Here is a 10,959-nt window from a genome sequence, read left to right as displayed (position 1 = left end):
GTGGCGACCGTCCCAACCGCTCGGACCGTCCGGCCCAGGCCGACGCGCCCGCAGCCGAGGCTCCCGCGGCCGAGGCCGCTGTGGCTTCGGGTGCCGAGGCCGCTGCAACTCCGACCGCTGGGGAGGCCTGAGCCATGTTGATGCCCCGTCGTGTCAAGCACCGCAAGCAGCACCACCCCAAGCGGACTGGTGTTGCCAAGGGCGGAACCCGCATCTCCTTCGGCGAGTTCGGCCTGCAGGCCCTCGAGCCGGCGTACGTGACGAACCGTCAGATCGAGTCCGCTCGTATCGCGATGACCCGTCACATGAAGCGTGGCGGAAAGGTCTGGATCAACATCTACCCGGACCGTCCGCTGACCAAGAAGCCTGCCGAGACCCGCATGGGTTCCGGCAAGGGTTCCCCGGAGTGGTGGGTTGCCAACGTCAAGCCCGGCCGCGTCATGTTCGAACTCTCCGGCGTGACCGAGGAAGTTGCCCGTGAGGCCATGCGCCTTGCCGCGCACAAGCTTCCGATGAAGTGCCGGTTCATCTCGCGTGAGGCTGGTGAATTCTGATGAGCACCGCATTTGAACTCGACGACCTTTCCGGCGTCGACCTCGAGGCCAAGCTTCGGGAGGCCAAGGAGGAGCTCTTCAACCTCCGATTCCAGGCGGCCACCGGCCAGCTGGAGAGCCACGGCCGGCTTCGCCTGGTCAAGAAGGACATCGCCCGGATCTACACCGTGGTGCGTGAGCGCGAGCTCGGCATCCGGTCCGCCCCGGGCACCAGCAACGAGGCCGACAAGGATGGTGGCGCCGCATGAGCGAGCAGACCGCAGTTGAGGCAGGCCGCTCGAGCCGCAAGGTGCGCGAGGGTCTCGTCGTCAGCGACAAGATGGACAAGACCGTCGTGGTCACCGTCGAGGACCGCGTGAAGCACGCGCTCTACGGCAAGGTCCTGCGCCGCAACAGCAAGTTGAAGGTGCACGACGAGCAGAACGAGTGCGGCGTCGGCGACCGGGTCCTGATCATGGAGACCCGCCCGCTGTCGGCCACCAAGCGCTGGCGCCTGATCGAGGTCCTCGAAAAGGCCAAGTGATCCGAGGGCCCGGTCCGCCAGGCCCTCACACGCTTCAAGACAATTATCAGTTCGGCAAGGCTCACGCCCCGTAGGTCTCGGGATGGGCGCTGAGAACCGGCACGACATTCAGGAGAAAACCCGATGATCCAGCAGGAGTCGCGACTCAAGGTCGCCGACAACACCGGTGCGAAGGAAATCCTTTGCATCCGTGTTCTCGGTGGATCGGGTCGACGCTACGCCGGTATCGGCGACACCATCGTTGCCACCGTGAAGGACGCGATCCCCGGTGGCAACGTCAAGAAGGGTGACGTCGTCAAGGCTGTCGTCGTACGCACGGTGAAGGAGCGTCGTCGTCAGGACGGCTCCTACATCCGTTTCGACGAGAACGCCGCCGTGATCCTCAAGGCCGATGGCGAGCCGCGAGGCACCCGCATCTTCGGCCCCGTGGGCCGCGAGCTGCGCGAGAAGAAGTTCATGAAGATCATCTCGCTCGCCCCGGAGGTGCTGTGATGGCCAAGTCGCTGAACATCAAGAAGGGCGACACCGTCAAGGTGATCGCGGGCAAGGACAAGGGCGCCGAGGGCAAGGTCATCAGCGTTCTGCGCGACCAGGACCGGGTCATCGTCGAGGGCGTCAACCGCGTCAAGAAGCACGAGAAGGTCGTGAACCAGGGCAGCGGCAACACCGGTGTCATCGTGACCACCGAGGCCCCGATCCACGTCTCCAACGTGATGCTGGTGGAGGGTGACGGCGTCACCCGCATCGGTTTCCGTCGCGACGAGGTCACCAAGCGTCGGGCCGACGGTTCGACCTACACCGCTCAGCGCAGCGTTCGCGTCTCGCGCAAGACCGGTAAGGAAATCTGAGATGACTGAGACCCAGACCAACGCGCCGCGCCTCAAGGCCCGGTACCGCGAGGAGATCATCCCCGCGCTGCAGTCGGAATTCGACATCAAGAACGTCATGCAGGTGCCCGGCCTGACCAAGATCGTGGTCAACATGGGTGTCGGCGAGGCGGCTCGCGACTCGAAGCTGATCGAGGGTGCGGTCAAGGACCTCACCGCGATCACCGGCCAGAAGCCCCAGGTGACCAAGGCCCGCAAGTCCATCGCGCAGTTCAAGCTGCGTGAAGGCATGCCGATCGGCACGCACGTCACACTGCGCGGCGACCGCATGTGGGAGTTCCTGGACCGCCTGCTGTCCCTGGCCCTGCCCCGCATCCGCGACTTCCGCGGACTCAACGGCAAGCAGTTCGACGGCCGTGGCAACTACACGTTCGGTCTCACCGAGCAGGTCATGTTCCACGAGATCGACCAGGACCGGATCGACCGGTCGCGCGGCATGGACATCACCGTCGTGACCACCGCGACCAACGACGACGAGGGTCGGGCGCTGCTCAAGCAGCTCGGATTCCCGTTCAAGGAAGGCAACTGACATGGCGAAGACCGCACTGAAGGTCAAGGCTGCCCGCAAGCCGAAGTTCGCTGTCCGCGGCTACACCCGCTGCCAGCGCTGCGGCCGGCCCAAGGCCGTCTACCGCAAGTTCGGCCTGTGCCGGATCTGCCTCCGGGAGATGGCCCACCGCGGCGAGCTGCCCGGCGTCACCAAGTCCTCCTGGTAAGACCCCACACCAAAACGATCGCTGAAGGTCGCCCCGAGATGCGGGAGCGAAACCACGGTGGAGAAAGGGCCATCCGGCCATGACGATGACTGACCCGATCGCAGACATGCTCACGCGTCTGCGCAACGCCAACCAGGCGTTCCACGACTCGGTTGCCATGCCGTACAGCAAGCTCAAGGCGGGCGTTGCCGAGATCCTCCAGCAGGAGGGTTACATCACCTCCTTCGAGGTGAAGGACAACGTCTCAGCCGAGGGCGAGCCGGAGGTCGGCAAGACGCTGACCATCACGCTCAAGTACGGCCGCAACCGCGAACGCTCCATCGCGGGTGTTCGCCGCATCAGCAAGCCCGGTCTTCGGGTCTACGCCAAGAGCACGGGCCTGCCCCGCGTTCTGGGCGGACTGGGGGTCGCGATCATCTCGACCAGCCAGGGCCTGCTGACCGACCGTCAGGCCAACAAGAAGGGCGTGGGTGGGGAAGTCCTCGCCTACGTCTGGTAGTCGGCACACCGAGAGCAAGGAAAGGTAGAGGAACAAGCATGTCGCGCATTGGCAAGCTCCCCATCACGCTCCCCTCGGGTGTCGACGTCCAGATCGAGCAGAGCCTCGTGACGGTCAAGGGCCCCAAGGGCAGCCTGAGCCACAACGTGGCCGCTCCCATCACCGTCGAGCGCGGTGAGGACGGCGTACTCGAGGTCAAGCGTCCCAACGACGAGCGCGAGAGTCGCTCGTTGCACGGACTGACCCGCACCCTGATCAACAACATGGTCGTGGGCGTCACCGAGGGCTACGAGAAGAAGCTCGAGATCGTCGGCGTGGGTTACCGCGTCCTGTCGAAGGGCCCGACCCAGCTGGAGTTCCAGCTCGGGTACTCCCACTCGATCACGTTCAACGCCCCCGAGGGCATCACGTTCACCGTCGAAGGGCCGACCAAGCTCGGCGTCGCCGGGATCGACAAGCAACTGGTCGGCGAGGTTGCGGCCAACATCCGCAAGCTGCGCAAGCCCGAGCCGTACAAGGGCAAGGGCGTTCGCTACTCGGGTGAGCACATCCGCCGCAAGGTCGGAAAGGCTGGTAAGTGACGATGGCTATCTCACTCAAGCACAACAGGCACACGGCCACCCGTACTGCGTCGCGCCTGCGTCGTCAGCTGCGCGGCCGCAAGAAGATCAGCGGTTCCGCGGAGCGTCCGCGCCTCGTCGTGACCCGCTCCACGAAGCACATCAGCGTTCAGGTCGTCGACGACCTGGTCGGCAAGACGCTCGCGTCGGCCTCGACCATGGAGAACGACCTGCGTGGTTTCGAAGGCGACAAGACTGCCAAGGCGAAGAAGGTCGGCGAGCTCGTTGCCGAACGTGCCAAGGCAGCTGGCGTCGAGGGCGTGGTCTTCGACCGCGCTGGCAACCGTTACCACGGCCGCATCGCGGCCCTTGCCGATGGCGCCCGCGAGGGCGGCCTGACGTTCTGATCGCAAAGACAAGGAAGAGGTAGTTCTCATGAGCGGACCCCAGCGCGGACAGCGCGCCGGTGGTGAGCGCCAGGGTGGCGGTGACCGCCGTGGACGCGACGGTCGTGGAGGCCAGCAGGCCGACAAGACCGCATACATCGAGCGTGTCGTTGCGATCAACCGTGTCGCCAAGGTCGTCAAGGGTGGTCGTCGCTTCAGCTTCACCGCCCTGGTCGTCGTCGGTGACGGCGAAGGCATGGTTGGTGTCGGATACGGCAAGGCCAAGGAAGTTCCCGCGGCGATCGCCAAGGGCGTGGAGGAAGCCAAGAAGAACTTCTTCAAGGTTCCCCGCGTCCAGGGCACCATCCCGCACCCGGTCCAGGGCGAGAAGGCGGCTGGCGTCGTCATGCTCCGTCCGGCCGCTCCCGGTACCGGTGTGATCGCCGGCGGCCCGGTGCGTGCAGTGCTCGAAGCTGCGGGCATCCACGACATCCTGAGCAAGTCACTCGGTTCCTCGAACCAGATCAACATCGTGCACGCGACCGTCGAGGCGCTGCGCATGCTGGAAGAGCCCGAGGCAGTTGCCGCCCGTCGAGGCCTCACCGTCGAGCAGGTGGCCCCGGCCGCCCTGCTCAGGGCGCGTGCGGAGGTGGCCCAGTAATGGCTCAGCTCAAGGTGGAGCAGAAGAAGTCCACGATCGGCTGCAAGGCGAACCAGCGCGAGACCCTGCGCTCGCTCGGCCTGAAGCGGATCGGTGACGTGGTCGTGAAGGAGGACCGTCCCGAGATCCGTGGGATGGTCCACACCGTGCGTCACCTCGTGACCGTTGAGGAAGTGAATTGACATGACGCTCAAGTTGCACCACTTGCGTCCCGCTCCCGGAGCCAAGACCGCCAAGACCCGTGTTGGTCGTGGTGAGGGCTCCAAGGGAAAGACCGCGGGTCGCGGTACCAAGGGCACCAAGGCGCGCTACCAGGTTCCGGTTGCCTTCGAGGGTGGCCAGATGCCGTTGCACATGCGTCTGCCCAAGCTCAAGGGTTTCAAGAACCCGTTCAAGGTGGAGTTCCAGGTCGTCAACCTCGACCGTGTCTCGGCGCTCTTCCCGGACGGCGGCACCATCACCGTCGAGGACCTCATCAGCAAGGGTGCCGTCCGTGACGGTCACCCGGTGAAGGTGCTCGGCCAGGGTGAGATCTCCGTTGCTGTGCAGGTGAGCGCTAACGCGTTCTCCGCTTCGGCCAAGGAGAAGATCGAGGCCGCTGGCGGCTCGGTCACGGTGCTCTGATCGAACATCCGTAGTGCAGGCGAGGGGCCCGGATTCGTCCGGCGCCCCTCGCGCTGTCTCACCCGATCGATTTGATTTGTCTCCCTGTTAGGCTTCCCCGAGTTCTCGCCCGGCCAGTCGGTCGGCGAGGGGCCCCAGCTTGAGAAAGAGGATCACGTGCTAGGCGCGTTCGCCAACGCTTTCCGGACACCGGACCTGCGACGCAAGTTGCTCTTCGTCCTGGGGATCATCGTGATCTTCCGGCTCGGCTCGACCTTCCCGGCCCCAGGTGTGCACACCGCCAACGTGCAGCAGTGCATCAGTGACGTCGAGGACAACTCGGTCTACAACCTGATCAACCTGTTCTCAGGCGGGGCGCTGCTCCAGCTGACCGTCTTCGCGCTGGGCATCATGCCCTACATCACCGCCTCCATCATCTTGCAGCTGCTCGTCGTGGTCATCCCGCGGCTCGAAGCGCTGAAGAAGGAGGGGCAGTCCGGTCAGACCAAGATCACCCAGTACACCCGCTACCTGACGCTTGCGCTCGCGCTGCTGCAGGCCACCGGCATCGTCGCCCTGGCCCGCAACCGCCAGCTGCTCCAGGGCTGTGACCTGCCGCTGCTCCACAAGGAGGACACCAGCACCTTCCTGGTTCTGGTGATCACCATGACCGCGGGCACTGCGGTGATCATGTGGCTCGGCGAGCTGATCACCGAGCGCGGCGTCGGCAACGGCATGTCGATCCTGATCTTCACCCAGGTCGTGGCCACCTTCCCGACCGCCCTGTGGCAGGTCCAGAAGAGCCAAGGCTGGCTGACCTTCTCGATCGTGATGGTGGTCGGTCTCTGTTTGGTCGCGGCCGTCGTCTTCATCGAACAGGCCCAGCGCCGCATCCCCGTCCAGTACGCCCGCCGGATGGTGGGGCGCAAGATGTTCGGCGGCAGCTCGACGTACATCCCGCTCAAGGTGAACCAGGCCGGCATCATCCCGGTCATCTTCGCCTCGTCGTTGATGTATCTCCCCGCCATGGCGGTGCAGTTCAACCAGAACAAGAACCCGCGCCCGGAATGGGTCTCGTGGGTCGAGAAGTACCTCGTCGACGGCAGCCACCCGCTCTACATGGCGATCTACTTCCTCCTCATCATCTTCTTCACGTACTTCTACGTCTCGATCACCTTCGACCCGAAGGAAGTCGCGGACAACATGAAGAAGTACGGCGGCTTCATCCCCGGCATCCGCGCGGGCAAGCCGACCGAGGACTACCTGTCCTACGTCCTGTCCCGGATCACCTTCCCGGGCGCGCTTTACCTCGGTCTCATCTCCCTGGTGCCACTGATCGCCTTCGCTGCGATCCAGGCCAGCCAGAACTTCCCGTTCGGCGGAACCTCCATCCTGATCATGGTTGGTGTCGCGCTCGATACGGTGAAGCAGATCGAGAGCCAGCTCCAGCAGCGCAACTATGAAGGATTCCTCCGCTGATGACCTCGAACCGCACAGGCATGCGCATCATCCTGATGGGCCCGCCGGGGGCCGGAAAAGGCACCCAGGCCAAGGTGATTGCCAACCACTTCGGCATCCCTGCCATCTCCACCGGCGACATCTTCCGGGCCAACGTCGCAGGCAAGACCGAGCTGGGCGTTGAGGCCCAGCGCTACATGGACGCCGGCGAGTACGTCCCCGACGAGATCACCAACGCCATGGTCCGTGACCGGCTGGCCCAGCCCGACGCCGAGCCCGGCTTCCTGCTCGACGGCTACCCGCGCACCCTGGCCCAGGTCGAGGAGCTCGACGGCATGCTGGCCGATGGCCACCCGGTGAACGCGGTCGTCGTACTCACCGCGGACAGCGAAGAGCTGATCGCCAGGCTCCTCCAGCGTGCCCAGATCGAGGGCCGTGCCGACGACACCGAAGAGGTGATCCGTCGTCGCCAGGAGGTCTACACCGAGCAGACCGCTCCGCTGATCGAGGTGTACGCCGGCCGCGGTCTGGTCGTCGAGATCGACGGCATGGGCGAGATCGACGCCGTGACCCACCGCATCTTCGACGCGCTCGAGTCCCAGGCAGGCTGACCGGGCGTGTTCGCCGACCGCGGGATCGAGATCAAGACTCCCGAGCAGATCGACAAGATGCGGGTCGCCGGCCTGCTCGTGGGGGAGACCCTCGAGCTGGTGCGCACCTCGGTGCGGGCCGGCGTCACGACGGCGGAGCTCGACGCGATCGCTGAGGACAACATCCGCTCCGGTGGTGGTGTCCCATCCTTCAAGGGCTACTCCGACCCGCCGTTCCCGGCATCGATCTGTGCGTCGGTCAACGACGAGGTGGTCCACGGCATCCCGGGCGACCGGGTGCTGGCGGAGGGCGACATCATCTCCATCGACTGTGGGGCCATCGTCGACGGCTGGCACGGCGATGCGGCGATCACGGTCGCGATCGGCGAGGTGCCCGACGACGTGGCCGCGTTGATGCGGGTCACCGAGGAGTCCATGTGGCGCGGCTTCGCTGCGGCCCGTCTGGGCGGCAAGGTCGGCGACATCTCCCACGCGGTCGAGAGCTACGTGCGGTCCCAGGGTGACTACGGCATCCTCGAGGACTTCACCGGTCACGGCATCGGGACCGAGATGCACCAGCCGCCCAACGTGCCGAACTACGGCCGCCGCGGTCGCGGCCCGAAGCTCGTCCGAGGCCTGGCGTTGGCCGTCGAGCCGATGGTCACGCTGGGCACCAAGCGCACCGATGTGCTCGACGACGACTGGACCATCGTGACCACCGACGGCAGCTGGGCCGCGCACTACGAGCACACGTTCACGCTCATGCCCGACGGCGCCTGGATCCTCACCGCCATCGACGGCGGCGAGGCGAAGCTCGCCGAACTGGGTGTCCCCTACGGCGGACGCTGACCTGTTCGGTTAGCGTTGGCCGCGACGAGACCAGACCAGCCGACACGGGGGAGCGCATGGGCAACATGGCACATCAGCCCGCCATGCTCTCGACCCTTCGGGTGACGCTGGCCGGTCAGGCACGAGAGTTCGCCGACCCGGTGATCACCGTGGGCCGCGATGCGCAGGCCCCGATCTCGCTGCCTCACCCCGATGTGTCGCGACGGCACGCGGAGTTCCGTCGTACCCGGCAGGGATGGCTGCTCGTCGACCTGGACTCGACCAACGGCACCGTGCTCGACGGTCGTCGTGTCACGCAGGAGCTGGTGCCCGCCGGGCACGTGTCGACGGTCGTGGTCGGCGGAGCCGAGGGTCCGCGGTTCCAGGTGGAGGTGCTGGCGGCTCCGATCTCCGGGCCGCCGACGAGCCCACCGTCCGACACCGGGCCCGGGGCACAGGGCCCCAACCAGCCGGCGTACGAGACTCTTGGGCACCAGCACTGGTCGTCACCGACCCTTCCACCGGCACCTCCGCCGATGCAGGAGACGTCGCCCTCGGGCAACGAGCACTGGGCATCGGCCCAGGGCGAGGTCCCGATGGCGCCCGGCGCACCGACGCTGCCGTGGTACCCGACCGGTGAGGGGGCCATCCCGCAGACGCCACCGGGGCATCTGTCCCACGGTCAGACGGTGATCCCGTCGAACCAGCCCCAGGACCGGGTGCTGACGATCGGCCGCTCGCGCACGTGCGACGTCGTCATCGACGACCCGCTGGTCTCACGCCAGCACGCCACCGTGGTGCTGGGCAACGTGCCGGTGCTGCGTGATCTCGGCAGCTTCAACGGCACGTTCGTGAACGGGCACCGGCTCGAGGGAAGCACCCCGTTGCAGCCCGGTGACGAGGTCATCTTCGGCAACCAGACCTTCAGCTGGACCGGCACCAACCTCGCGGCGCGAGCCACCCGCACCGACCTGACGCTCTTCGCCGAGAACCTCACCACCGTGGTCAAGGGTGGCAAGCGGTTGCTCGAAGGCATGTCGTTCGAGCTCGGCCCGTCCAGCCTGACCGCGGTGATCGGGCCCTCCGGCGCGGGCAAGTCCACGCTCCTGGGCGCGCTGACCGGTTCGAGCCCGGCCACCCACGGCAACGTGGTCTGGCAGGGCCAGGACCTCTACACGCACTACGAGCAGCTCCGGTTCCAGATCGGCTTGGTCCCGCAGTCCGACATCCAGCACCCGCAGCTGACGGTGCGTCAGGGGTTGTCGTACGCCGCGATGCTGCGGCTGCCGCCGGACACCACCTCGGCGGAGCGGGCTCAGCGGGTGCAGCACGTGGTCTCGCAGATGCAGCTCGAGCGGCAGATCGACAACCGGATCGGCACCCAGCTCTCCGGCGGGCAGCGCAAGCGAGTCTCGATCGCCACGGAGCTGCTGACCGCACCGCCACTGCTGTTCCTCGACGAGCCGACCTCCGGACTCGACCCGGGCCTGGACCGCGACGTCATGCACCAGCTGCGCACTCTCGCCGACGAGGGCCGCGTGGTGATGGTCGTGACGCACTCGGTGCTCGCCCTCGACGTGTGCGACAACGTGCTCGTGCTCGCTCCCGGCGGACGCCGCGCCTACTTCGGGCCACCAGACGGTGTTCTCGAGCACTTCGGGTGCAAGGACTACCCGCAGGTCTTCGACCTCCTCGACGAGCCCGACCTGTGGCAGCGCATCCCGGCGCCACCCGCACCCGTGGACACCGGTCGACTGCCGGCGATGAACGCCGGCTTCTCGCAGCCGCCGCTGCAGTCGATGAGCCGCCAGTTCTGGACACTGGTCCGGCGCAACCTGGCGGTCACGGTCTCCGACCGCCTGCTGCTGATGATGTTGTTGCTGCTGCCACTCGTCCTCGGTGCGCTCAGCCGCGTCGTCCCCGGTGACGACGGGTTCAGCCTCGCCGACACGGTCAACGACCGCGGCACGATGGACCACAAGGAGGCCCTGACCCGGCTGACCATCCTGATCATGGCCGCCGCGCTGATGGGCACGGCGGTGACGATTCGTGAGCTGGTCGGGGAGCGCCCGATCTTTCAGCGCGAGTACGCCGTCGGGCTGTCGCCCGGGATGTACCTCCTGAGCAAGGTCACCGTCCTCGGCACGGCCTGTTTCCTGCAGGGCATGCTGGTCACCTGGATCGCCACCGTGGGTCTCCCCGGCCCCGACAAGGACGGCGCCCTCGGCATGGGCACCTTCGAAGTTGCCCTGGCCATCGGCGGGCTGTCGTTCGCGACGGCACTGCTCGGACTCGCGGTCTCCGCCGTGGTGACCTCCAACGAACAGACCATGCCGGCGCTCGTCGGCGTGGTGATGGTGCAGCTGGTCCTGTGTGGTGCCCTGGTCCCGGTCGCGGGTCGGGCCGTGCTGGAGCAGCTCGCCTGGCTGGCTCCGGCCCGATGGGCGTTCGCGGCGACCGCGTCGGTGGTCGACCTCGACAAGGCCAAGCGCGGACTGCCCAAGAACGAGCAGGACCTCGACTCCCTCTATGACCAGAGCGTCGCCCAGTGGCTGCTCAACATGAGCATGCTCTGGATCCTGGCGGCTGTGATCCTGGCTCTCGCCTTCTGGCTGGTGCGCCGCAGCGCCACACCGCGCCACTGACCGACCTGTCGTGAGTTCGGGCCGACCTGTCGTGAGTTCGGGCCGACCC

17 protein-coding genes are annotated in these 10,959 nt (G+C 66.5%); all 17 read left to right on the top strand.

What is annotated here, in order from left to right:
* Positions 1-134 precede the first annotated feature (134 nt).
* Positions 135-554: a 50S ribosomal protein L16 gene (gene rplP / locus NJ4_RS23095; RefSeq protein ID WP_067441156.1), complete on the top strand. Its 420-nt coding sequence runs from the start codon at positions 135-137 to the stop codon at positions 552-554.
* The gene (rpmC, locus tag NJ4_RS23090) at positions 554-802 is read left to right on the top strand and encodes a 50S ribosomal protein L29 (RefSeq protein WP_067441153.1); all 249 of its coding nucleotides are present in this window, start codon (positions 554-556) and stop codon (positions 800-802) included. The genes rplP and rpmC overlap by 1 nt, the downstream gene beginning before the upstream one ends.
* Positions 799-1,077, top strand: coding sequence for a 30S ribosomal protein S17 (gene rpsQ, locus NJ4_RS23085; protein ID WP_067441151.1), 279 nt, complete (start codon positions 799-801; stop codon positions 1,075-1,077). Before rpmC ends, rpsQ begins: the two co-directional genes overlap by 4 nt.
* 123 nt (positions 1,078-1,200) lie before the next feature.
* Positions 1,201-1,569 (top strand): 50S ribosomal protein L14, encoded by a 369-nt coding sequence (gene rplN / locus NJ4_RS23080; RefSeq protein WP_056681755.1) that lies wholly within the window; start codon positions 1,201-1,203, stop codon positions 1,567-1,569.
* Positions 1,569-1,925: a 50S ribosomal protein L24 gene (gene rplX, locus NJ4_RS23075; protein WP_067441149.1), complete on the top strand. Its 357-nt coding sequence runs from the start codon at positions 1,569-1,571 to the stop codon at positions 1,923-1,925. Before rplN ends, rplX begins: the two co-directional genes overlap by 1 nt.
* 1 nt (position 1,926) lies before the next feature.
* Positions 1,927-2,493: a 50S ribosomal protein L5 gene (rplE, locus tag NJ4_RS23070; RefSeq protein ID WP_067441147.1), complete on the top strand. Its 567-nt coding sequence runs from the start codon at positions 1,927-1,929 to the stop codon at positions 2,491-2,493.
* A gap of 1 nt (position 2,494) precedes the next feature.
* Positions 2,495-2,680 carry a type Z 30S ribosomal protein S14 gene (locus tag NJ4_RS23065; protein ID WP_011757321.1) on the top strand — a complete coding sequence of 62 codons (186 nt, stop codon included), beginning with the start codon at positions 2,495-2,497 and terminating at the stop codon, positions 2,678-2,680.
* Positions 2,681-2,759: 79 nt separating this feature from the next.
* Entirely contained in the window at positions 2,760-3,179 is a 420-nt protein-coding gene (rpsH, locus tag NJ4_RS23060; protein WP_056681747.1) for a 30S ribosomal protein S8, read from the top strand.
* Positions 3,180-3,217: 38 nt separating this feature from the next.
* Entirely contained in the window at positions 3,218-3,760 is a 543-nt protein-coding gene (gene rplF, locus NJ4_RS23055; RefSeq protein ID WP_067441143.1) for a 50S ribosomal protein L6, read from the top strand.
* Between the two features lie 2 nt (positions 3,761-3,762).
* Positions 3,763-4,146, top strand: coding sequence for a 50S ribosomal protein L18 (gene rplR, locus NJ4_RS23050; protein WP_067441167.1), 384 nt, complete (start codon positions 3,763-3,765; stop codon positions 4,144-4,146).
* A 28-nt stretch (positions 4,147-4,174) separates the two neighbouring features.
* Positions 4,175-4,786, top strand: coding sequence for a 30S ribosomal protein S5 (rpsE, locus tag NJ4_RS23045; protein ID WP_067441140.1), 612 nt, complete (start codon positions 4,175-4,177; stop codon positions 4,784-4,786).
* The gene (gene rpmD / locus NJ4_RS23040; protein WP_067441137.1) at positions 4,786-4,968 is read left to right on the top strand and encodes a 50S ribosomal protein L30; all 183 of its coding nucleotides are present in this window, start codon (positions 4,786-4,788) and stop codon (positions 4,966-4,968) included. Before rpsE ends, rpmD begins: the two co-directional genes overlap by 1 nt.
* Before the next feature lies 1 nt (position 4,969).
* Positions 4,970-5,410, top strand: coding sequence for a 50S ribosomal protein L15 (rplO, locus tag NJ4_RS23035; RefSeq protein ID WP_067441134.1), 441 nt, complete (start codon positions 4,970-4,972; stop codon positions 5,408-5,410).
* Positions 5,411-5,566: 156 nt separating this feature from the next.
* On the top strand, positions 5,567-6,868 hold the full coding sequence (secY, locus tag NJ4_RS23030; protein WP_067441131.1) for a preprotein translocase subunit SecY: 1,302 nt from the start codon (positions 5,567-5,569) through the stop codon (positions 6,866-6,868).
* Positions 6,869-6,888: 20 nt separating this feature from the next.
* The gene (locus NJ4_RS23025) at positions 6,889-7,458 is read left to right on the top strand and encodes an adenylate kinase (RefSeq protein WP_067441163.1); all 570 of its coding nucleotides are present in this window, start codon (positions 6,889-6,891) and stop codon (positions 7,456-7,458) included.
* A 6-nt stretch (positions 7,459-7,464) separates the two neighbouring features.
* Positions 7,465-8,286, top strand: coding sequence for a type I methionyl aminopeptidase (map, locus tag NJ4_RS23020; RefSeq protein ID WP_082749071.1), 822 nt, complete (start codon positions 7,465-7,467; stop codon positions 8,284-8,286).
* Between the two features lie 56 nt (positions 8,287-8,342).
* Positions 8,343-10,910, top strand: a complete 2,568-nt coding sequence (locus tag NJ4_RS23015; RefSeq protein WP_067441127.1) for an FHA domain-containing protein — start codon at positions 8,343-8,345, stop codon at positions 10,908-10,910.
* Positions 10,911-10,959: the final 49 nt, after the last annotated feature.

This window comes from Nocardioides jensenii JCM 1364 = NBRC 14755, assembly GCF_001552535.1.
GTDB lineage: Bacteria > Actinomycetota > Actinomycetes > Propionibacteriales > Nocardioidaceae > Nocardioides > Nocardioides jensenii.
This window is presented reverse-complemented; position numbering and strand designations above follow the sequence as displayed.

Excerpts from the sequence above, each read along its gene's own strand:
- rplX (WP_067441149.1), top strand. The coding sequence starts at position 1,569 with ATGGCCAAGTCGCTGAACATCAAGAAGGGCGACACCGTCAAGGTGATC.
- rpmD (WP_067441137.1), top strand. The coding sequence starts at position 4,786 with ATGGCTCAGCTCAAGGTGGAGCAGAAGAAGTCCACGATCGGCTGCAAG.
- rplP (WP_067441156.1), top strand. The coding sequence starts at position 135 with ATGTTGATGCCCCGTCGTGTCAAGCACCGCAAGCAGCACCACCCCAAG.
- NJ4_RS23015 (WP_067441127.1), top strand. The coding sequence starts at position 8,343 with ATGGGCAACATGGCACATCAGCCCGCCATGCTCTCGACCCTTCGGGTG.
- NJ4_RS23025 (WP_067441163.1), top strand. The coding sequence starts at position 6,889 with ATGCGCATCATCCTGATGGGCCCGCCGGGGGCCGGAAAAGGCACCCAG.
- rplR (WP_067441167.1), top strand. The coding sequence starts at position 3,763 with ATGGCTATCTCACTCAAGCACAACAGGCACACGGCCACCCGTACTGCG.
- rpsQ (WP_067441151.1), top strand. The coding sequence starts at position 799 with ATGAGCGAGCAGACCGCAGTTGAGGCAGGCCGCTCGAGCCGCAAGGTG.
- rpsH (WP_056681747.1), top strand. The coding sequence starts at position 2,760 with ATGACGATGACTGACCCGATCGCAGACATGCTCACGCGTCTGCGCAAC.
- rpmC (WP_067441153.1), top strand. The coding sequence starts at position 554 with ATGAGCACCGCATTTGAACTCGACGACCTTTCCGGCGTCGACCTCGAG.
- rpsE (WP_067441140.1), top strand. The coding sequence starts at position 4,175 with ATGAGCGGACCCCAGCGCGGACAGCGCGCCGGTGGTGAGCGCCAGGGT.
- rplF (WP_067441143.1), top strand. The coding sequence starts at position 3,218 with ATGTCGCGCATTGGCAAGCTCCCCATCACGCTCCCCTCGGGTGTCGAC.
- rplE (WP_067441147.1), top strand. The coding sequence starts at position 1,927 with ATGACTGAGACCCAGACCAACGCGCCGCGCCTCAAGGCCCGGTACCGC.
- rplO (WP_067441134.1), top strand. The coding sequence starts at position 4,970 with ATGACGCTCAAGTTGCACCACTTGCGTCCCGCTCCCGGAGCCAAGACC.
- NJ4_RS23065 (WP_011757321.1), top strand. The coding sequence starts at position 2,495 with ATGGCGAAGACCGCACTGAAGGTCAAGGCTGCCCGCAAGCCGAAGTTC.
- rplN (WP_056681755.1), top strand. The coding sequence starts at position 1,201 with ATGATCCAGCAGGAGTCGCGACTCAAGGTCGCCGACAACACCGGTGCG.